This is a genomic window from Streptomyces sp. NPDC058231, from assembly GCF_042882275.1.
In the GTDB taxonomy this organism is placed as follows: domain Bacteria; phylum Actinomycetota; class Actinomycetes; order Streptomycetales; family Streptomycetaceae; genus Streptomyces.
In genome coordinates, this window is sequence record NZ_JBHVWN010000018.1 from 1 (window position 1) to 20,112 (window position 20,112).

General features: G+C 69.8%; 17 protein-coding genes. 9 read left to right on the plus strand and 8 right to left on the minus strand.

Translation table 11 applies throughout. The annotated features are described in order from the left end of the window. Positions 1 to 158 precede the first annotated feature (158 nt). Entirely contained in the window at positions 159 to 1,058 is a 900-nt protein-coding gene (locus ACFVXE_RS15305; RefSeq protein ID WP_389671616.1) for a D-alanyl-D-alanine carboxypeptidase family protein, read from the minus strand. 354 nt (positions 1,059 to 1,412) lie between these two features. Between ACFVXE_RS15305 and ACFVXE_RS15310 the strand changes: the two genes are divergently transcribed. Together ACFVXE_RS15310 and ACFVXE_RS15315 are read left to right on the plus strand one after the other, a co-directional pair. Further along, positions 1,413 to 2,087 (plus strand): GntR family transcriptional regulator, encoded by a 675-nt coding sequence (locus ACFVXE_RS15310; protein WP_389671617.1) that lies wholly within the window; start codon positions 1,413 to 1,415, stop codon positions 2,085 to 2,087. Then, positions 2,084 to 3,394: a nitrate/nitrite transporter gene (locus ACFVXE_RS15315; RefSeq protein ID WP_389671618.1), complete on the plus strand. Its 1,311-nt coding sequence runs from the start codon at positions 2,084 to 2,086 to the stop codon at positions 3,392 to 3,394. Before ACFVXE_RS15310 ends, ACFVXE_RS15315 begins: the two co-directional genes overlap by 4 nt. Positions 3,395 to 3,467: 73 nt before the next feature. Here the strand turns inward: ACFVXE_RS15315 and ACFVXE_RS15320 are convergent, their stop codons facing one another. Further along, positions 3,468 to 4,292, minus strand: a complete 825-nt coding sequence (locus ACFVXE_RS15320) for a maleylpyruvate isomerase family mycothiol-dependent enzyme (protein WP_389671619.1) — start codon at positions 4,290 to 4,292, stop codon at positions 3,468 to 3,470. Positions 4,293 to 4,461: 169 nt separating this feature from the next. Between ACFVXE_RS15320 and ACFVXE_RS15325 the strand changes: the two genes are divergently transcribed. Beyond that, on the plus strand, positions 4,462 to 5,262 hold the full coding sequence (locus ACFVXE_RS15325; protein ID WP_389671620.1) for a carbon-nitrogen family hydrolase: 801 nt from the start codon (positions 4,462 to 4,464) through the stop codon (positions 5,260 to 5,262). Between the two features lie 80 nt (positions 5,263 to 5,342). Here ACFVXE_RS15325 and ACFVXE_RS15330 read toward each other — a convergent pair whose 3' ends face one another. Beyond that, complete coding sequence (locus tag ACFVXE_RS15330) at positions 5,343 to 5,834, minus strand: LURP-one-related/scramblase family protein (protein WP_389671621.1); 492 nt, start codon at positions 5,832 to 5,834, stop codon at positions 5,343 to 5,345. A 120-nt stretch (positions 5,835 to 5,954) separates the two neighbouring features. On the opposite strand from ACFVXE_RS15330, the gene ACFVXE_RS15335 reads away from it, so the two are divergent. Further along, a complete protein-coding gene (locus ACFVXE_RS15335) occupies positions 5,955 to 7,772 on the plus strand; it encodes an NHL domain-containing thioredoxin family protein (RefSeq protein ID WP_389671622.1) in 1,818 nt (605 codons plus the stop codon). Between the two features lie 13 nt (positions 7,773 to 7,785). Here ACFVXE_RS15335 and ACFVXE_RS15340 read toward each other — a convergent pair whose 3' ends face one another. The 4 genes from ACFVXE_RS15340 to ACFVXE_RS15355 form a co-directional block, all read right to left on the minus strand. Continuing rightward, positions 7,786 to 7,932: a hypothetical protein gene (locus ACFVXE_RS15340; protein WP_389671623.1), complete on the minus strand. Its 147-nt coding sequence runs from the start codon at positions 7,930 to 7,932 to the stop codon at positions 7,786 to 7,788. 138 nt (positions 7,933 to 8,070) lie between these two features. Further along, complete coding sequence (locus ACFVXE_RS15345) at positions 8,071 to 8,292, minus strand: DUF6458 family protein (protein ID WP_389671624.1); 222 nt, start codon at positions 8,290 to 8,292, stop codon at positions 8,071 to 8,073. A gap of 178 nt (positions 8,293 to 8,470) precedes the next feature. Further along, the gene (locus tag ACFVXE_RS15350) at positions 8,471 to 9,769 is read right to left on the minus strand and encodes a M18 family aminopeptidase (protein WP_389671625.1); all 1,299 of its coding nucleotides are present in this window, start codon (positions 9,767 to 9,769) and stop codon (positions 8,471 to 8,473) included. Between the two features lie 187 nt (positions 9,770 to 9,956). Next, the gene (locus ACFVXE_RS15355) at positions 9,957 to 11,783 is read right to left on the minus strand and encodes an acyl-CoA dehydrogenase (protein ID WP_389671626.1); all 1,827 of its coding nucleotides are present in this window, start codon (positions 11,781 to 11,783) and stop codon (positions 9,957 to 9,959) included. A gap of 171 nt (positions 11,784 to 11,954) precedes the next feature. Here ACFVXE_RS15355 and ACFVXE_RS15360 point away from each other — a divergent pair, with 171 nt between their 5' ends. From ACFVXE_RS15360 to ACFVXE_RS15370, 3 genes are all read left to right on the plus strand, one after another. Continuing rightward, positions 11,955 to 12,395: an SseB family protein gene (locus ACFVXE_RS15360; RefSeq protein WP_037701899.1), complete on the plus strand. Its 441-nt coding sequence runs from the start codon at positions 11,955 to 11,957 to the stop codon at positions 12,393 to 12,395. Positions 12,396 to 12,620: 225 nt separating this feature from the next. Beyond that, positions 12,621 to 13,583, plus strand: coding sequence for a pirin family protein (locus tag ACFVXE_RS15365; RefSeq protein ID WP_389671627.1), 963 nt, complete (start codon positions 12,621 to 12,623; stop codon positions 13,581 to 13,583). 86 nt (positions 13,584 to 13,669) lie between these two features. Continuing rightward, the gene (locus ACFVXE_RS15370) at positions 13,670 to 14,749 is read left to right on the plus strand and encodes an AI-2E family transporter (RefSeq protein WP_389671628.1); all 1,080 of its coding nucleotides are present in this window, start codon (positions 13,670 to 13,672) and stop codon (positions 14,747 to 14,749) included. 76 nt (positions 14,750 to 14,825) lie between these two features. Here the strand turns inward: ACFVXE_RS15370 and ACFVXE_RS15375 are convergent, their stop codons facing one another. Continuing rightward, positions 14,826 to 16,949 carry a SpoIIE family protein phosphatase gene (locus ACFVXE_RS15375; RefSeq protein ID WP_389671629.1) on the minus strand — a complete coding sequence of 708 codons (2,124 nt, stop codon included), beginning with the start codon at positions 16,947 to 16,949 and terminating at the stop codon, positions 14,826 to 14,828. A gap of 197 nt (positions 16,950 to 17,146) precedes the next feature. Between ACFVXE_RS15375 and aspS the strand changes: the two genes are divergently transcribed. After that, a complete protein-coding gene (gene aspS, locus ACFVXE_RS15380; protein WP_389671630.1) occupies positions 17,147 to 18,931 on the plus strand; it encodes an aspartate--tRNA ligase in 1,785 nt (594 codons plus the stop codon). Between the two features lie 174 nt (positions 18,932 to 19,105). Then, positions 19,106 to 20,047: an intradiol ring-cleavage dioxygenase gene (locus ACFVXE_RS15385; RefSeq protein WP_389671631.1), complete on the plus strand. Its 942-nt coding sequence runs from the start codon at positions 19,106 to 19,108 to the stop codon at positions 20,045 to 20,047. Positions 20,048 to 20,112: the final 65 nt, after the last annotated feature.

A 20,112-nucleotide genomic window follows, 5' to 3' on the forward strand; every position in this document is an offset into this window, starting at 1 on the left:
GCCCTCGCCGCCCGGCGGCCCCCCGGGGGCGCCCGCCGGCCGCCGCCCCCCCCCCCCCCCCCCCGCTTCTCTGGAGTCCCGCGGCGGGGTACGGGAAGGGGCCCGCCGTACCGCATGGCGGGCCCCTCGCGCGCGCCCCCGGGAACGGGGGCGGAGGGCTACTTCTTGAACGAGTAGTCCATGATCTTCTTCATGTCCGAGGTCCGGGCGGTCGCGCTCGTGGAGGCGAGTACGGTGCCGATGACCGTCCTGCCGTTCCGGGTCGCGGCAAAGACCAGGCAGTACTTGGCCGTCGGGCCGGAGCCGGTCTTCACGCCGATCGCGCCGCTGTAGCTGCTGAGCATCGTGTTGGTGTTGGACCACGACATGTAGCGGTAGCCACCGCTCTTCGTGGTGACCTTCTGCTTGGTCGACTTGGTCTTCACGACCGAGCGGAAGGTGGAGTTCTTCATCGCGCTGCTGGCGATCTTCGTCAGGTCGCGCGGCGTCGAGTAGTTCGAGCCGTTCCCTATGCCGTCGAACGAGTCGAAGTGCGTGTTCTTCAGGCCGAGGTCCTTGGCGGAGGTGTTCATCTTGCCGATGAACGACTTCACCCGGGCCGCGCGGGTGGTGCCGGAGCCGTACTTGTCGGCGAGCGCGTACGCGGCGTCGCAGCCGGACGGCAGCATCAGACCGTAGAGGAGCTGGCGGACGGTGACCTTGTCGCCGACGATCAGATGCGCCGACGAAGCGCCCTTGGAGACGATGTAGTCGCTGTACGCCTTCTGGATCGTGACCTTCGAATCCAGGTTGAGGTTCTTCTGTGCCAGCACCACCTTGGCCGTCATGATCTTGGTGGTCGAACCGGTGGAGCGACGGGTGTCCGCAGCCTTCGAGTAGAGGGTCTTCGCGGTCCCGTTGTCCATCACGTAGCCGCCCTTGGCTCCGATCGTGGGAGTGGGCGGCGTGGCAGCCTGCGCCGCGGAGGCGAAGACGCTGCCCGCGATGACGGCACCCGCGGTGAGAGCCACGGTGGCAGTGGCGGAAACGCGGTTTATGCCCTTAATGCGGATTTTCAACTTGAACGCTCCAAATGCCCCTGGAATGCGGCTACAAGAGGGTGCCGCTCGGTGGTGAGACTCATGAGACGGGCAGATGGATGTGCCGTTTTTCGGGGAGATTTTGGAGCGATATCGGGGCGCGTTGCCGCGTTCGTTCGTAGCGCGTGGGTTCGACGGAAACGCGTCGCGTACGGCCCCCGGCCGCGCCGGCCGGATCGGGCGGCCGCCTCCGTCGGAGCGGGTGGTCCGGAACGTCCGGAGGGCTCCGTTCCGAGGCGACCGGGGCTCATCTCGGCGGAGCCGGAGGGGATTTCACCGTCCAGATCCCGGACGCTCCCCCTCATGTGTCCATGTTGTATCTATGCTGTGTCCATGCCTGTCGCCCCTCCAGCCGTGACCACCCCGCCCGTCAAGCAGCCGCCCGCGGCCGAACGCGTCTACACCCACATCAAGCAGGCGGTCCTCGACCGCAGCTACGAAGGGGGCACGCTTCTCACCGAGGGCGACCTCGCGGAGGCCGTCGGCGTCTCCCGTACACCGGTGCGCGAGGCGCTGCTGCGCCTGGAGGTGGAAGGGCTGATCAAGCTCTACCCGAAGAGGGGGGCTCTGGTGCTCGCCGTCTCGGCGCAGGAGATCGAGGACGTGGTGGAGACGCGGCTGCTCGTCGAGGAGTTCGCCGCCCGCAAGGCCGTTCCGGCCCCGGCGAAGCTGATCGCCCGTCTGGAGGAGCTCCTCGACGAGCAGCGGCAGCATGGAGCGGCCGGGGACCTGGCTGCCGTGTCGGTCGCGGACCGCTGCTTCCACGCGGAGATCGTGCGCAACGCGGGCAACGAGATCCTGTCGCGCCTCTACGACCAGTTGCGGGACCGGCAGCTGCGGATGGGCGTCGCCGTGATGGAGGCGCATCCCGACCGGATCGCCGCCAACATCACGGAGCACACCGAGCTGCTGGAGGCGATCAGGGCCGGCGATCCGGACATCGCCGCGCAGGTCGTACGGCGCCACGTCAGCCGGGTCAAGGTGCTGGTCCGGGGTGAGGGCCGGTGAGTTCTGCCGCCGCGCCCAGCCTGTCCCTGCCCGGTGATCCGCCCGGCGGCCGGCGCGCCGCCCGGGTCTGGGGCATCGGTGTCGCCGTCTACTTCGTCGCCATCATCTTCCGTACGAGCCTCGGCGTCGCCGGCCTGGACGCCGCCGACCGGTTCCACGTCAACGCCTCCGCACTGTCGACGTTCTCCATCCTCCAGCTGCTCGTCTACGCGGGCATGCAGATACCCGTCGGGCTGATGGTCGACCGGCTCGGCACCAAGAAGGTCCTCACCATCGGGGCCGTGCTGTTCACCGCCGGACAGCTCTGCTTCGCGCTCTCCTCCACGTACGGCATGGCGCTGGCGTCCCGGGCGCTGCTCGGCTGCGGCGACGCGATGACCTTCATCAGCGTGCTGCGGCTGGGCGCCCGCTGGTTCCCGGCCCGGCGCGGACCGCTGATCGGGCAGGTCGCCGCGCTCTTCGGCATGGCGGGCAACCTCGTCTCGACGCTCTTCATCGCCCGCGCGCTGAACGGCTTCGGCTGGACCACCACGTTCGCGGGCAGCGCGGCCGCCGGCGTCGTGGTTCTCGTGCTGCTCCTGCTCTTCCTGAAGGACCACCCCGAGGGGTACGAGCCGCCGCCCGTCGAGCACGCGGGCTCCGCTTACGTACGCCGGCAGATCGCCGCCGCGTGGCGGGAGCCCGGCACCCGGCTGGGGATGTGGGTCCACTTCACCACGCAGTTCCCGGCGATGGTCTTCCTGCTGCTGTGGGGGATGCCGTTCCTGGTGGAGGCACAGGGGCTGGACCGGCCCACCGCCGGTGAGCTGCTGACCCTGGTGGTGCTCTCCAACATGGCCGTCGGCCTCGTCTACGGGCAGATCATCGCCCGCCATCACGCGGCGCGCGCCCCGCTGGCCCTCGGTACGGCGGCGACTACCGCCGTCCTGTGGGCATCGGTGATCGTGTACCCGGGCGACCATGCGCCGATGTGGCTGCTGATCACCCTCTGCGTGGTGCTCGGAGCCTGTGGTCCGGCTTCGATGATCGGCTTCGACTTCGCGCGGCCGGCCAACCCGCCCGAGCGCCAGGGCACCGCGTCGGGGATCGTCAACATGGGCGGCTTCGTCGCCTCGATGACCACGCTGTTCGCCGTCGGTGTGCTGCTCGACGCGACAGGGGACAACTACCGCATCGCGTTCGCCTCGGTCTTCGTGCTGGAAGCGCTCGGAGCCGCACAGATCCTGCGGCTGCACGCCCGCGCCACGCTCCGGGAACGGAACCACCACGTGGTCAGCCGGGTGGAAGCCGTGCACGTACCTGCATGACGCCCGCTCCGGCCGGTCCGGCGGCGCGCCCGTCCCTTCACGTGACGAAAGGCGGGCGCCGCCGACCGTGCCGCTACGGCGTCACGGCGAAGTTCTGCAGGATCGCCGTCGCCAGCTCCTGGTCGCCCTCGATCTTGATCCGGTCCGCGACCGGGGCCGGGCGCACCCGCCCGCAGGCCAGCCGGACGTAAGTCTCCCAGTCCATCGCGAGCGTCACCGCGGGTCCCAGCGACGGCGAGCCGTCCACCGAACCACGTCCGTCCGCGTCCACCCTGACCGTGCGCAGGAACTCCAGCGGGCCGTGCACATCGAGCACCACCGCCGAATTGGGCGGTGCGCCTGCGTCCTTGGCGACGACCTTCGGCAGCGCGGCGAGAAGCGTGTCCCGGGCGATGGTGGCGCCGGGGGAGTCCAGGTTGCCGGGCTTGCCGAGCGTGGTGCGCAGATCCTGCTCGTGCACCCAGACGTCGAAGGCACGCATCCGCAGAGCCAGCTCGAGGGTCTGCTCGGCGCCGAGCGGCGCGCGGGTCATGGTCTCCGGATCACGCGTCTCGTTCCGCAGCTGACGGGAGCGGCGGATGATCGTGTACTCCAGCTCGGAGGTCATCTCGGGTGCGGTGTGATGACGCCGCACATCGACCTGCATCTCCATGTAGCGGGTGAAGTCGTTCTGTACGTGGTAGAGATCGCGCGGCAGCGTGTGGATCGGCCGCGGATCCCCGAGCTGCTCGCACTCCATGCCGATGATGTGCGAGACGATGTCGCGCACCGACCAACCGGGGCACGGTGTACGGCTGTTCCACTCCCCCTCGGCGAGCGGCGTCACCAGTTCGGCTATCGACTCGACGGAGTGGGTCCAGGCATCGGCATAGGTCTGGAGGCTGGGATGGACGGTCACGGGACCCCTCGTGCGGTTCTGCGGTGCATGGGCTGGACTGCTGGCGCGGTCGGCGGGCTGCGTGGGAGGTTCGGTCGCTAAGTTACGCTGCGAGCAGGCACCCCGGCAGTGCTTTCGTGTGACGATCGTAGGCCCGTGTTGACGACTCGAATGCCAGGACGGTGGTAGTGTGCGCGCCTCCCTCATCCAGATCGCAGTAGACCCGGACGAATCCGTCAATTCCCGCAGGGACCGCGTGGCTTCGCTGGTCGCGGACCAGCGCGGCGCGGATCTGGTGGTCCTTCCCGAGCTCTGGCCGGTCGGCGCGTTCGCGTACACCGCCTTCGCCGACGAGGCGGAACCGCTGCTCGGACCCACCCACGACCTGATGGCCAAGGCCGCGGCCGACGCCGGTGTCTGGCTGCACGCAGGTTCCTTCGTGGAGCGCGCCGAGGACGGAACGCTCTACAACACCTCGCTGGTCTTCACACCCGGGGGCGAGCGCGCAGCTGCCTACCGCAAGATCCACCGCTTCGGCTTCGACAAGGGCGAGGCGGTGATGATGGGCGCCGGCGAGGACATCGTGACGGTGGCCCTGCCGCAGACCACGATCGGCCTCGCCACCTGTTACGACCTGCGCTTCCCCGAACTGTTCCGTGGCCTCGTCGACGCGGGCGCGCAGACGCTCGTCGTTCCCGCGGGCTGGCCGGAGCGCCGTCGCGCCCACTGGACGCTGCTCGCCCAGGCGCGCGCCGTGGAGAACCAGGCCTATGTCCTGGCGGTGGGCTCCGCCGGCACCCACGCCGGGGTCGAGCAGGCCGGGCACAGCATCGCCGTCGACCCGTGGGGCGAGGTCCTCGCCGAGGCGGGCGCCGGCGAGGAGGTGCTCACCGTGGAGTTCGACCCGGCGAAGGTCGCTGCCACCCGCGAGCAGTTCCCGGCGCTGAAGGACCGGCGACTGGGCCTCGCCCCGCCGTCCGACGGCCGCTGACGCCGCCTGGCGGGGTGCTGCCGGGCCGGGGCGGTCCCTGTTTCACGTGAAACGTCCCGGTCGGTCAGCCAACGCCCCGGTCAGTCCTCGCGCTCCTTGTCCGCCAGCACGATGACGCACACCGATACGGCGATGAGCAGGGCCGCGTCGGCGTCCTCGCGTACGACATCGAGGCCGTAGGTGTCCCGCACGGTCAGCCGGCGCCGTGAGATCTGGGCCAGGAGTTCACCGTCGTAGTCGATGGCGAACTCGCGGTCCAGGATCTTGCCGCTGACATCGAGCTCGGTGCCGTCGGTCAGCGTGACCCGGTAGTGGTTGCGCAGCAGTGAGAGCCGCTTCCGTTTGACCTTGGCGAGCTGTTCGCCGTCCCGTTCGATGAGCATCGTGTCCCGCAGGCTGAGGAGCTTCTGCCGGATCTCGACCAGGATCCGGCCCTGCGCGTCCTTCAGCTCGAAGGTGTCGCGCACCCGCATCGCCTTGCCGTCGACGAGGAAGACCTTGCGTCCGTCCGTGTCCTCGATCCAGTAGTCGTCGCCGACAGCGAACAGCCGTTCACGCACCAGGAATCTCATGGCTGACAGGTTCCCCCGGGAAGCCTCCGGAATACGTGAGACTCCCCGGACGCGCGACGGCTCCGGGGCGACGGAGACCCTCCGGAATGCGGACGGGTCACGGTGATGTTGACTGTTGACATGGCAACACGTGCGCGCGTAAGAGCCCCCGAGCTGGTCGGCAAGGGCGGCTGGCTCAATACCGGCGACAAGCAGTACACCCTTGCTGACCTGCGGGGACGCATCGTCATTCTGGATTTTTGGACGTTCTGCTGTGTGAACTGTCTGCATGTCCTCGACGAGTTGCGTGAGCTGGAGGAGAAGCACCGCGACACCGTGGTGATCATCGGTGTGCACTCACCGAAGTTCGTCCACGAGGCCGAGCACCAGGCCGTCGTCGATGCCGTCGAGCGTTACGAGGTCCACCACCCCGTCCTCGACGACCCCGAGCTCGCCACCTGGAAGCAGTACGCCGTACGGGCCTGGCCGACGCTGGTCGTCATCGACCCCGAGGGCTATGTCGTCGCCCAGCACGCGGGCGAAGGCCATGCGCACGCCATCGAGAAGCTGGTCGAGGAACTGGAGGCCGAGCACGCCGCGAAGGGCACGCTGCGCCGGGGCGACGGCCCGTACGTGGCGCCCGAGCCGGTCGCCACGCATCTGCGCTTCCCCGGCAAGGCCCTGCTGCTGCCCGACGGCGGCTTCCTGGTCTCCGACACCACCCGCCACCGCCTGGTCGAGATCGACCCGGACGGTGAGACGGTGCGCCGCCACTTCGGCACCGGCGACCGGGGGCTCGTGGACGGCGGACCCGACGAGGTCCGGTTCAGCGAGCCGCAGGGGCTCGCCGTGCTGCCGGACGGCCGGATCGCGGTCGCCGACACCGTCAACCACGCCGTCCGGGCCCTGGACCTCACGAGCGGGGTGACCACGACCCTCGCCGGCACCGGACGCCAGTGGTGGCAGGGCTCCCCGACGACCGGTCCGGCCCGCGAGGTCGACCTCTCCTCCCCGTGGGACGTCGCCTGGTTCGCCGACCGGCTGTGGATCGCCATGGCGGGCGTGCACCAGCTGTGGTCGTACGACCCCGGTTCCGGGACCGTGCGGGTTGCCGCGGGCACGACCAATGAGGGCCTGGTCGACGGCCCGGGTGACGAGGCATGGTTCGCCCAGCCCTCCGGACTCGCGGCCTCGGTCGACGGCGAGCGGCTCTGGGTCGCCGACTCGGAGACGTCCGCGCTGCGGTACGTGGACCGGGACGGCGGCGTGCACACCGCTGTGGGCACCGGCCTCTTCGATTTCGGTCACCGCGACGGTGCCGCCGGCCAGGCACTGTTCCAGCACCCGCTGGGCGTCACCGCGTTGCCGGACGGTTCCGTCGCCGTCAGCGACACGTACAACCACGCCCTGCGCCGTTACGACCCGGCCGCCGACGAGGTCACCACGCTCGCCACGGACCTGCGTGAGCCGAGCGACGCGGTGCTCGTCGAAGGCGATCTCGTCGTCGTCGAATCCGCCCGGCACCGGCTGACCCGGCTCCGGCTGCCCGAGGAGGCCGTGCGCGTCGCCGACCAGGCGCACCGCACCCAGCGCGCGGCCACCGAGATCGCCCCCGGCACGCTCCGGCTCGACGTCGTCTTCCAGGCGCCCGCCGGGCAGAAGCTCGACACCCGGTACGGTCCCTCGACGCGGCTGCTGGTCTCGTCGACCCCGCCCGAGCTGCTGGCGGAGGGCGCGGGACCCGGCACCGATCTCTTCCGTGACCTGGTCCTCGCCGACGACATCACCGAAGGCGTCCTGCACGTGTCCGCGATGGCGGCGTCCTGCGACGACGACCCGGAGAACGAGTACCCGGCCTGCCACGTCCACCAGCAGGACTGGGGCGTCCCGGTCCGCGTCGGTGCGCAGGGGACACCGCGGCTGCCGCTCGTGCTCGCCGGAATGGACGAACAGGCCTGACGGGACGGCGGGCTCAGAAGTCGACGGCGCCGTTGCGGAGCTCGTACGTCCGGCGGCCCGTCGCCCGCTTCGCGGGGTCGGCGGCGATGTTCCGGTTGCCGGGCGCCTGCACGGCGTCCGGTCCGCCGCTCCCGGTGAGCGTCACCGAAAAAGCGGTCACGGGCCCGTCGACCCCGCCGTCCGGCAGCTTCACCGGCGCGTAGGCGGGGGCGACGGGGGATGAGTACGGCAGCGGCGGCCGGCTCGCGGTCCCGTCGGACCGCGCGGCGCCACAGCGGCGAAGAGCCCGGAAATCGGTTCAGAGACCGTGGCGCTCCTCCTCGGACACGACCGTGGTGCTGGGCGGTACGACCACCCGACGGCGCCGCGCGATGCTCGCGTAGACGAAGACTCCGACAACGCCGACGATCATCATGATCCAGCCGACCAGGTCGACATTGACGGTGTCCAGCTTCCAGTCGGTGGCGAAGGTGAGTATCGCCCCGACGGCGATGAGGATGATGCATCCTCCGAGTCCCATGGTCACGCCTCCTTGGCGGCCCGGAGGCTCCGGACCGTTGTAGGGATCGCGTACCCGGCCCGGCAACAACCATGTCCGCAGGGCGGATTCGGAGGAGCCGCCCCGGCAGGCAGCGCCCGTTCCCGCGGGAGCTCGGCAGGGTCCGCCGGGAAGCCGCCCTGCCGAGGGGACCGGCCGGTCAGCCCGCCAGGAACGCCGCCAACGCGGTCGCCAGCAGATGCGGGTCGTCCGCGCCGCACAGTTCACGCGCGCTGTGCATCGAGAGGATCGCGACGCCGATGTCCACGGTCTGGATGCCGTGCCGGGCCGCGGTGATCGGACCGATCGTCGTGCCGCACGGCATCGAGTTGTTGGAGACGAACGTCTGCCACGGCACGCCCGCCTTCTCGCACGCCGCCGCGAACACGGCCCGTCCGCTGCCGTCCGTGGCGTACCGCATGTTGACGTTGACCTTGAGGATCGGCCCGCCGTTCGCCACCGGGTGGTGCGTGGGGTCGTGGCGCTCACCGTAGTTGGGGTGGATCGCGTGACCGGTGTCGGAGGAGAGACAGACGGTTCCCGCGAACGCCCGGGCACGGTCCTCGTACGAACCGCCGCGGGCGAAGACGGAGCGCTCCAGCACGGTGCCGAGCAGCGGGCCGTCCGCACCGGTGTCGGACTGCGAACCGTTCTCCTCGTGGTCGAACGCGGCCAGCACCGGGATGTACGGGAGCTTCTCGTCCGGCTGTCCGGCGACAGCGGCGAGCGCGGCGGTCGCCGCGTGCACGGAGAGCAGGTTGTCCATCCGCGGCCCGGCCACCAGCTCGCGGTCCCGTCCCAGGTAGGCCGGGGGCTCCACGGGGTGCGGCATCAGGTCCCAGCCGGTCACGTCCGCGGCGTCGACGCCCGCCTCCCCGGCGACGAACCGGATCAGGTCGCCCTCCTCGACGTCCCCCAGCCCCCAGATCGGCTGCATGTGCTTCTGCCGGTCGAGCTTGAGTCCGTCGGGGTTGACCGAGCGGTCCAGATGCACGGCCAGCTGGGGCACGCGCAGCAGCGGCCGGTCGATGTTGACCAGCCGGTGCGTGCCGTCCCGCAGGCTGATCCGGCCCGCGAGACCGAGGTCCCGGTCCAGCCAGGTGTTGAGGAGCGTCCCGCCGTAGATCTCGACGGCGACCTGCCGCCAGCCGTACGAACCGGTGTCGGGCAGCGGCTTCACGCGGAGGTTCGGCGAGTCGGTGTGCGCCCCGGCGATCCGGAAGGGGGTGTGCGCACCGGCGCCTTCCGGCACGTACCAGGCGACGATCGCGCCACCGCGCAGCACGTACTTCCCGCCGGTGGAGGCGTCCCAGGCCGCGGTCTCCTCGACCTGCCGGAATCCGGCCTTCTCCAGCCGGGCCGCGGCGCTGGCCACGGCGTGGTACGGGGAGGGGCTGGCCATCAGGAAGGCCATCAGATCGTCGGTGTGACCGCGGTCGAAGCGGAGGGAAGAACTCATGTTCTTCACTGTATCGACGTCCGTGCCGGAGAAATCCGGGGTACCGGCGTCCTGACATGAGACGGAAGCGCCGCCACCCGGAAGAATCCGGATGACGGCGCCCGGCCGACCGATGCCGCGGGCCGGGGCCCGGGGGAATCTCGTCCGGATCATGCCGGGCTCGCCGGCCTGATCCGGACGGGAGACCTTAGAACGCGGCCTCGCCCAGCTCCATCAGCGAACCGTCGACCGACTCCGCGAGCGCACGCTCGGCCGAGACGCCCGGCAGGATGTTCGCGGCGAAGAACTTCGCGGCGGCGATCTTGCCCTGGTAGAAGGCGACGTCCTTCGCGGAGGCGGTCGGCAGCTTCTCGGCCGCCACGGCCGCGCCCTTCAGCAGCAGGTAGCCGACGACGACGTCGCCGGAGGCCAGCAGCAGGCGGGTGGTGTTGAGGCCCACCTTGTAGATGTTCTTGACGTCCTCGCCGGTCGCGGTGAGGTCGGTGATCATCGTGCCGACGATCGCCTCCAGGTCCACGGCGGCCTTGGCGAGGGAGTCCAGCGCACCGGACAGCTCCTCGTTGCCCTGGGCGCCCGCGAGGAACTTCTTGATCTCCTCGGAGAGCGCGTTGAGCGAGGCGCCCTGGTCACGGACGATCTTCCGGAAGAAGAAGTCCTGGCCCTGGATGGCCGTGGTGCCCTCGTAGAGGGTGTCGATCTTGGCGTCCCGGATGTACTGCTCGATCGGGTACTCCTGGAGGTACCCGGAGCCGCCGAACGTCTGGAGCGACTGCGCCAGCTGCTCGTACGACTTCTCGGAGCCGTAGCCCTTCACGATCGGCAGCAGCAGGTCGTTGAGGCCGTGCAGCGCCTTCGCGTCCTCGCCCGCGGCCTCCTTCTCCTGGATCGCGTCCTGGACGGAGGCGGTGTACAGCACGAGGGAGCGCATGCCCTCCGCGTACGCCTTCTGCGTCATCAGCGCGCGGCGCACGTCGGGGTGGTGCGTGATGGTGACCTTGGGTGCGACCTTGTCCATGAAGTTGGCCAGGTCGGTGCCCTGGACGCGCTCCTTGGCGTACTCCAGCGCGTTGAGGTACCCCGTCGAGAGGGTGGCGATGGCCTTCGAGCCGACCATCATGCGGGCGAACTCGATGATGCGGAACATCTGGCGGATGCCGTCGTGCTTGTCACCGATCAGCCAACCCTTGGCGGGGTGCTGGTCGCCGAAGGTCATCTCGCACGTGTTGGACGCCTTGAGGCCCATCTTGTGCTCGACGTTCGTCGCGTACACGCCGTTGCGCTCGCCCAGCTCACCGGTGGTCCAGTCGAAGTGGAACTTCGGGACCATGAAGAGCGACAGGCCCTTCGTGCCCGGTCCCGCACCCTCGGGACGGGCCAGCACGTAGTGAATGATGTTCTCGGACATGTCGTGCTCGCCCGAGGTGATGAAGCGCTTCACGCCCTCGATGTGCCAGGAGCCGTCCTCCTGCTCGACGGCCTTGGTGCGGCCGGCGCCGACGTCCGAACCGGCGTCCGGCTCGGTCAGCACCATCGTCGAGCCCCACTGCTTCTCCACGGCGATCTCGGCGATCTTCTTCTGCGTCTCGTTGCCCTCCTCGAAGAGGATGCCGGCGAAGGCCGGGCCCGAGGAGTACATCCAGACGGCCGGGTTCGAGCCGAGCACCAGCTCCGCGTAGGCCCAGATCAGGGAGCGCGGCGAGGTCGTGCCGCCGATCTCCTCGGGCAGGCCCAGGCGCCAGTACTCGGATTCCATGTACGCCTGGTACGACTTCTTGAACGTCGCCGGGATCGGGGCGGTGTTGGTCTCCGGGTCGAAGACCGGCGGGTTGCGGTCGGTGTCGGCGAAGGAGTCGGCGAGCTCGTTCTGGGCGAGCCGGTTGACCTCGTCGAGGATGCTCTTAGCGGTCTCGACGTCCATCTCCGCGAACGGTCCGGTGCCGTACAGCTTGTCGCGCCCGAGGACCTCGAAGAGGTTGAACTCGATGTCGCGGAGATTCGACTTGTAGTGCCCCATGGGAAGGCTCCGTAATCAATAGCAGCGGCGCACAGCGCCCCGGGAAGGCGCGAGGGCCGGGCGGGCGACGAGCTGGACGTGGATATATCAGCTGACCTCAAGATGATGCTACCCGTCAGTAATAAGACGCAACCCCTCAAGGGGTCGATGTGGCCGATTACTCTTTGAGGCATGTACGGCTACGACCAGAACCAGGGCGCACAGCAGCAGATGGGTGGCGGCTACGGCGAGCAGCCGCTGTATCCGGAGCCCTCGCCGCCTTCCCTCGGTGACGCGGTACGGGCCTTCACCACGGGTTCGCTGTCGGCCGAGGACTTCCAGCAGATCTTCGCGTCGTCGAAGGTCTACTGCCCGCGCGGCGACAACCCCGGCTTCCTCGCCCTGCACAACACCCAGCAGCCGGTGATCCCCATGTTCACCACGCTCAAGGAGCTGCGGCTGTACGCGGGCAAGGAGTCCAAGTACTTCGTGATCACCGGCGCCGAGGTGATCGACCTGCTGCCGACCGGCTACGGCTTCGTCCTCGACATGGAGGGTGAGCACCGCATGGTCTTCGATGCCAAGGCCGTGGAGCAGATGGTCGACTTCGCGATGCGCCGCATGTACGGCTAGGACCTCTCGTCTGGGTCGTGCCGGGCTCGCGTGCCCGGCACGATCGGGGCGGAAGACTCCGGGCGTCGTCGTTGCGCAGGGGTCCGTACCGGTTCGGTACGGACCTTTTTCGTTGTCCGGTTCCGGTGCCCGGGGCGGTCGTGGCGGCGCGGGAATGCGGCGGTGGTTGCAAGATGTTCACTGTTCAACTAAATTGAGATCAGGACAATCCCGGAGGTGGCTCCCATGCCTGCAGTGACCGTCGAAAATCCGCTGACCCTGCCCAAGGTCGCCGCCTCGGGCGACGCCACGGCCCGTCCCGTGCTCACCGTCACCACGGCGCCGACCGGGTTCGAGGGCGAAGGCTTCCCGGTTCGCCGCGCGTTCGCCGGGATCAACTACAAGTACCTCGACCCGTTCATCATGATGGACCAGATGGGAGAGGTGGAGTACCAGCCGGGTGAGCCGAAGGGCACCCCCTGGCACCCGCACCGCGGCTTCGAGACCGTCACCTACCTGATCGACGGCACCTTCATCCACCAGGACAGCAACGGCGGCGGCGGCACCATCCGCAACGGCGACACCCAGTGGATGACGGCCGGTTCCGGTCTGCTCCACATCGAGGCGCCGCCGGAGTCCCTCGTGATGTCGGGCGGCCTCTTCCACGGGCTGCAGCTCTGGGTGAACCTGCCCAAGGCCGACAAGATGATGGCCCCCCGCTACCAGGACATCCGCGGCGGCCAGGTCCAGCTCCTCGCCTCCCCGGACGGCGGCGCGCTGCTCCGCGTGATCGCCGGTGAGCTCGACGGGCACGAGGGCCCGGGAGTCACCCACACCCCGATCACGATGATCCACGCCACCGTGCGCCCCGGTGCCGAGGTGACCCTGCCGTGGCGCGAGGACTTCAACGGACTCGCCTACGTCATGGCCGGGCGCGGCACGGTCGGCCAGGAGCGCCGCCCGGTCCGGATGGGCCAGACCGCGGTCTTCGGTGCCGGTTCCTCGCTGACCGTCCGCGCGGACGAGAAGCAGGACGGCAACACCCCCGACCTGGAGGTCGTGCTCCTCGGCGGCCGTCCGATCCGGGAGCCGATGGCGCACTACGGTCCGTTCGTCATGAACAGCCAGGCCGAACTCAAGCAGGCGTTCGAGGACTTCCAGGCCGGCCGTCTCGGTACCGTGCCCGCCGTCCACGGCATGGGTGAGTGATCCGAGTGACGGACCGTCCTGACGGCCCGTCACTCATTCGGCGTCGCAGGGGGGACACGGCTCCCGCGCCGTGATCGGGTGGGAGGGTGCCTACCCGGAAGCCCCTCCTGCCCGACGCCGCACGGCGAACAGCTGCCTGGTGTGCCGTACTTCTGCTGGTCACCGGAGTCGCCGCGGTCGCCATCTGGCTGTGCATCATGCTCAAGACCGCCGTCACCCCGGTGCTGCTGGCGCTGCTCGGTACGGCACTGCTCGGTCCCGTCCACCGCTGGCTGGCCGGCCACGGGGTGAACCGGTCGGTGGCCGCCGGGCTCACCTGCGTCCTGCTCGTCGCGGTGGGCGGCGGCGCGGGGTACATCGTCGTCACCGCGCTCATCGACACCGGAGGCCAGATCGTCCGGTCGCTGAAGGACACCGGCCGGTGGGTCGCCGACCACTTCGGGATCGGCGACGCCACGAACCTGGACGACATCGCCGCCAACGCGCAGAAGCTCGTCGAGAAGTTCGGCGCGAGCGCTGCCGGCGGCCTGATCAGCGGGCTCAGTCTGATCGGCACACTGATCGCGACCGGTGTCCTGGCCCTGCTGCTGACCTTCTTCTTCCTGCGCGACTCCGACCGGGCCGCACAGCTCGCGCACTCCGTCGCCCCGCGCGGCACCGGTGACCTGGTCGAAGCGATGGGACGGCGGGCGTTCGAGGCGGTCGAGGGCTTCATGCGTGGTACGACGTTCATCGCGTTGATCGACGCCGTCTGCATCACCGTCGGTCTGCTGATCCTGCGGGTGCCGGGGGCGGTGGGGCTGGGGGCACTGGTCTTCGTGGGCGCGTACATCCCGTACCTCGGGGCGTTCATCTCGGGCGCCGTCGCCGTCCTGGTGGCGCTCGCCGACCGGGGTTTCGTGATCGCGCTCTGGGTGCTCGGGGTGGTGCTGGCCGTCCAGGTGCTGGAGGGGCATGTGCTCCAGCCGGTGATCCAGAGCCGCACGGTCCAGATGCATCCCGCCATGATCATGATTGCGCTGACCGCGGGGGCGAGCGTGGCCGGTCTGCTCGGCATGCTGATTGCGGTACCGGCGTGCGCGGCGGCGTTCGGCATCCTCGGCGTGATCCGCGAGGAGCACGGCTCCGACGAGCCCCCGGCGCGGACGAGTCCGTCCGGCGCGTGAGGAGCGGGACGGCGGCGCGGTGCCGCTGAGCGGTGCGCACGGGCCCGGCGCACCAGGAACAGGAGCGGCGCGGGCCCTATGCGGTGTCCGCGGCCACCGGACGCGACGGCTCGGCCGGCTCCCCGGACTCGTACAGCTCGAACCAGATCGACTTCCCCGACCCCCGCGGATCGACCCCCCACGCGTCGGCCAGCCCCTCCATCAGCACCAGCCCCCGCCCGCTGGAAGCCATCTCACCGGGACACCGCCGGTGCGGAAGCTCGTCGCTGCTGTCCGTCACCTCCACCCGCAGCCGCCGCTCGCCGCGCTCCCCGGTCGCCTCGGCGACCAGCAGGGCGTCCCCGTCGGTGTGGACGAGCACGTTGGTGGCCATCTCGGAGATCATCAGCACCGCCGCGTCGACCTGCTCCGGGTCCACCCAGTCGTGGAGCAGTTCGCGCAGCTGATGCCGGGCCGCCGCGATCCGCTCGGGTTCGGCCTGCGCGATGGTCAGCACGCTGCGGCGGGGCGGCGCCAGCCGCGGGATGCCCACCTCGCGGCGCAGCAGCAGTACGGCGATGTCGTCCTCACGCCGGTCGGCGAGCGGACCGGTCGTGTAGTGCGACGTCGGGCCGTGCACGGCCTGCACCAGGGCGTCGGCGAGTTTCTCCAGATCGCCCGAGTGCTGCTCCAGGACCGGCCGGAGCCGCACCCAGCCGGTGGCCATGTCGTGACCGCCGGTCTCGATCAGCCCGTCCGTGCACAGCATGATCGTTTCGCCGTCCTCCAGGACGACCTGGGTCGTCGGATAGTCGGCGTCCGTCTCGACTCCGAGCGGCAGTCCACCCGCGGTCTGCCGGATCACCGCCGTCCCGTCGGCGCTGATCACCACCGGGTCGGGGTGTCCGGCCCGGGCGATGTCCAGCGTGCCGGTCTCGGGGTCGGCCTCCGCGTACAGACAGGTCGCGAAGCGCGCGCCGGTGTCCTTCTCGTCGCCGTGCGCACCGGCGAGACCGCAGAGGAAGCGGGACGCGCGGGAGAGCACCGCGTCGGGGCGGTGCCCTTCGGAGGCGTACGCACGCAGGGCTATCCGCAGCTGCCCCATCAGCCCGGCCGCCCGCACGTCATGACCCTGGACGTCACCGATGACCAGGGCGATCCGGCCGTTGGGCAGCGGGATCATGTCGTACCAGTCGCCGCCCACCTGGAGCCCGCCACCGGTGGGCACGTAGCGGGCGGCGACCGTCATGCCCGGGATCTCGGGGCCCAGGGACGGCATCATCGACCGCTGGAGGCCGAGCGAGAGTTCGCGCTCGGTCTCGGCCTCCCCGGCCCGTGCGAGCGCCTGCGCGAGCATCCGGGCGACGGTCGTCAGCACGGAACGCTCGTCCGGCGAGAACGACACCGGGTGCCGGAACCCCGCCATCCAGGCGCCCATCGTGCGGCCCGAAACGATCAGCGGCAGGAAGGCCCAGGAGCGGCGCCCGAACCGGCTGGCGAGCGTCCAGGTGGCCGGGAAGCGGCGGCGGTACTCCTCCGGTGACGGCAGATAGACCGCCCGCCCGGACCGTACGACCTCGGCGGCCGGGTAGTCCGTCTCCAGCGTCATCTCGGTGAACGGGTCCTCGTCGCCCACGCTCTGCCCGTGGTGGCCGATGATCGTCAGCCGGTCGCCCTCGACACCGAAGACGGCGAGCCCGTCGGGCGAGAATCCGGGCATGGAGAGCGAGGCGGCGACCCGCAGCACCTCGGTGGTCGACCGGGCCTCGGCCAGTGCCCGCCCCGCGTCCAGCAGAAAGGCCTCCCGGGAGCGGCGCCAGTCCCCGGTGATGGGGGTGGGCGCCCCGGTGGATCCGGGCTGCGGTTCGGCGACCTCCTGGAGCGTGCCGACCAGTGCGTAGTTCTCGCTGCCGGGAGGGTCGGCGGGCAGCGGTCTTGACCGGCTGCGCACGGTACGGAGCACCCGGCCGTCGCCGTCCACGATCCGCAGCCGGGCCTCGGCCAGCGTTCCCTCGGCGACCGCGAGGGTCACCACCCCGTAGATCTCGTTCCAGTCGACCGGGTGGAAGCGCGAACGCACCGCGGCCTCGTTGAAGACTCCGGCTGCTGCGGGCAGCTCGAGCAGCCGGGCCGCCTCCGCATCGAGCGTGACCGTGCCGGCTCCGTTGTCCCAGCGCCACAGGCCGGTCGCAGTCGCGGCCAGGACTTCCTCGGTGCGCATTGCCCCACTTTATGAAGATGTGCTCGACGGACGCCACCGAAGGCGGGCGGGGGTGACGGGGCCGGAGAGCCGCCGCCGGCCCCGTCCGGACGTTCCGGATGATCTTGGATGGGGTTATGGCAATGAAGTGGTGCGGTCGCGGGCGGTAGCCTGGGGAGGCTGAATCCACCCCAACCGCGAAGACTGGATGAACGACGATGCATCGGTACAGGTCCCACACCTGCGGCGAGCTCCGCGCCTCTGACGTCGGCACCGACGTCCGGCTGAGCGGCTGGCTGCACAATCGCCGAGACCTGGGCGGCATCCTCTTCATCGATCTGCGCGATCACTACGGTCTGGTGCAGCTAGTCGCCCGCCCCGGCACGCCCGGCAACGACGCCCTGTCGAAGCTCACCAAGGAGACCGTCGTCCGGATCGACGGCAAGGTCTCCGCGCGCGGAGCCGACAACGTCAACCCGGAGCTCCCGACCGGTGAGATCGAGATCGAGGTCACCGAGGTCGAGGTGCTGGGCGAGGCCGCCCCGCTGCCCTTCACGATCAACGCCGAGGACGGGGTCAACGAGGAGCGGCGCCTGGAGTACCGCTTCCTCGACCTGCGCCGCGAGCGCATGCACCGCAACATCATGCTGCGCTCCGCCGTCATCGCCTCCATCCGCTCCAAGATGGTGGCTCTCGGCTTCAACGAGATGGCGACCCCGATCCTGACCGCGACGTCCCCCGAGGGCGCCCGCGACTTCGTGGTCCCGTCCCGCCTGAACCCCGGCAAGTTCTACGCGCTGCCGCAGGCGCCGCAGCAGTTCAAGCAGCTGCTCATGATCTCGGGCTTCGACCGCTACTTCCAGATCGCGCCGTGCTTCCGCGACGAGGACGCCCGCGCCGACCGCTCGCCCGGCGAGTTCTACCAGCTCGACGTCGAGATGTCGTTCGTCGAGCAGGAGGACGTCTTCCGGCCGATCGAGAAGCTGATGACCGAGCTCTTCGAGGAGTTCGGCAACGGCCGCCACGTCACGTCGCCGTTCCCGCGGATCCCGTTCCGCGAGTCGATGCTGAAGTACGGCAACGACAAGCCGGACCTCCGCGCCAAGCTGGAGCTCGTCGACATCTCCGACGTCTTCGCGGACTCGGAGTTCAAGGCGTTCGCCGGCAAGCACGTCCGCGCCCTTCCGGTGCCGGACACGGCCGGCCAGTCCCGCAAGTTCTTCGACGGTCTGGGTGAGTACGCCGTCGAGCACGGCGCCAAGGGCCTCGCCTGGGTCCGTGTCGGCGAGGACGGCACGCTCGCCGGCCCGATCGCGAAGTTCCTCACCGAGGCGGACATCAAGACCCTCACCGAGCGTCTCTCGCTCGTCCCGGGCCACGCCGTCTTCTTCGGCGCCGGTGAGTTCGACGAGGTCTCCAAGATCATGTCGGCCGTCCGCGTCGAGGCCGCCAAGCGGGCGGGCCACTTCGAGGAGGGCGTCTTCCGGTTCTGCTGGATCGTCGACTTCCCGATGTACGAGAAGGACGAGGAGACCGGCAAGATCGACTTCTCGCACAACCCGTTCTCCATGCCCCAGGGTGGCCTGGAGGACCTGGAGACGAAGGACCCGCTGGACATCCTCGCCTGGCAGTACGACATCGTCTGCAACGGTATCGAGCTGTCCTCCGGCGCCATCCGTAACCACGAGCCCGAGCTGATGCTCAAGGCGTTCGAGATCGCCGGTTACGACCGCGAGACCGTCGAGCACGAGTTCGCCGGCATGCTCCGCGCGTTCCGGCTCGGCGCCCCGCCGCACGGTGGCATCGCCCCCGGTGTCGACCGCATCGTGATGCTGCTGGCCGACGAGCCGAACATCCGCGAGACGATCGCCTTCCCGCTCAACGGCAACGCGCAGGACCTGATGATGGGCGCGCCGACCGAGCTGGACGAGAGCCGTCTGCGTGAGCTGAACATCCAGCTCCGCAAGCCGGTCGCGGCCCCGAAGGACAAGACGGAGAAGTAGCCGGTCCCGGACCATCGGGATCCGCTTCTGTTCCACGTGAAACAGCCCCTGGCCGTCCGGCCGGGGGCTGTTCCGTGTCCACTCCCGCCCGCGGTCCCGGTGCCGGCCGCTCTCACAGCTACGCACAGCTCACACCCATGCCCTGCCCAGCTGCGCTGCCTAGCCTCACTCTCCATGACTGAGACTGAGGGACCAGCGCACAAGAAGGACATGACGCGTCGCCGGGCTGTCCTGGCCGGTGGTGCGGCCATCATCGCCGCCGGGATCGGGACGGGCATCGTCACCGGCGCGTCGGCGGACGAGGCTGACGGCGGCAGCGCCGGGAGGAAGGCCACCGGCGGGCAGCGCGAGGAGTGTTACCGCCTCACCTCGGAGACCACGGAGGGGCCGTACTACATCGACGCCGACAAGATCCGGCGGGACATCACCGAGGGCAAGGAGGGAATCCCCATGACGCTCCGCCTCAAGGTGATCGACTCGGACACCTGTAAACCGGTGGCCCACGCCGCGGTCGACATCTGGCACTGCGACGCGCTGGGCGTCTACTCCGGTTACGAGTCCATGAGCTCGGGCGGCCCGGGCGGCGGCGGGACGCCTCCGAGCGGTGCCCCGACGGACGCCCCCACCGGCGTTCCCACCGACACCCCGACGGGTCCGCCCCCGACCGGCGGTCCCGGCGGCGGTGGTGGAGGCCACGCCGAGCCGACCGACGACGAGCGCTACCTCCGCGGCACCCAGCTCACCGACAAGCACGGATACGTGGAGTTCAGGACGGTCTTCCCGGGCTGGTACCAGGGCCGTTGCGTCCACATCCACGCCAAGGTGCACGTCGGCGGGAAGATGACCGACGCCGGGTACGAGGGCGGACACACCTGCCACACCGGGCAGTTCTTCTTCGCGGAGTCCGCGGTCCTCGACTCGGCGAAGATCGCGCCGTACTCGACCAGCACCACCACGCGTACGACCCTCACCGAGGACACGATCTACGACCAGAGCGGCGTCACGGGCGGGCTGATGAAGCTCTCGTACCGCAAGAACCACATGGCCCGTGGCGTCGTCGGCTCGATCACGATGGGTGTGGACCCGGACGGGACGCACGACGGAACGGACCTCTGACCTGCCCTCAGAGTCCGCTGTAACCCCGCGTAGTTGAAGGGCCCGGAACCTGTACCCCAAATCGG

Excerpts from the sequence above, each read along its gene's own strand:
- ACFVXE_RS15375 (WP_389671629.1), bottom strand. The coding sequence starts at position 16,949 with ATGCGCACCGAGGAAGTCCTGGCCGCGACTGCGACCGGCCTGTGGCGC.
- ACFVXE_RS15335 (WP_389671622.1), top strand. The coding sequence starts at position 5,955 with ATGGCAACACGTGCGCGCGTAAGAGCCCCCGAGCTGGTCGGCAAGGGC.
- ACFVXE_RS15360 (WP_037701899.1), top strand. The coding sequence starts at position 11,955 with ATGTACGGCTACGACCAGAACCAGGGCGCACAGCAGCAGATGGGTGGC.
- ACFVXE_RS15330 (WP_389671621.1), bottom strand. The coding sequence starts at position 5,834 with ATGAGATTCCTGGTGCGTGAACGGCTGTTCGCTGTCGGCGACGACTAC.
- ACFVXE_RS15350 (WP_389671625.1), bottom strand. The coding sequence starts at position 9,769 with ATGAGTTCTTCCCTCCGCTTCGACCGCGGTCACACCGACGATCTGATG.
- ACFVXE_RS15385 (WP_389671631.1), top strand. The coding sequence starts at position 19,106 with ATGACTGAGACTGAGGGACCAGCGCACAAGAAGGACATGACGCGTCGC.
- ACFVXE_RS15345 (WP_389671624.1), bottom strand. The coding sequence starts at position 8,292 with ATGGGACTCGGAGGATGCATCATCCTCATCGCCGTCGGGGCGATACTC.
- ACFVXE_RS15355 (WP_389671626.1), bottom strand. The coding sequence starts at position 11,783 with ATGGGGCACTACAAGTCGAATCTCCGCGACATCGAGTTCAACCTCTTC.
- ACFVXE_RS15310 (WP_389671617.1), top strand. The coding sequence starts at position 1,413 with ATGCCTGTCGCCCCTCCAGCCGTGACCACCCCGCCCGTCAAGCAGCCG.
- ACFVXE_RS15365 (WP_389671627.1), top strand. The coding sequence starts at position 12,621 with ATGCCTGCAGTGACCGTCGAAAATCCGCTGACCCTGCCCAAGGTCGCC.
- aspS (WP_389671630.1), top strand. The coding sequence starts at position 17,147 with ATGCATCGGTACAGGTCCCACACCTGCGGCGAGCTCCGCGCCTCTGAC.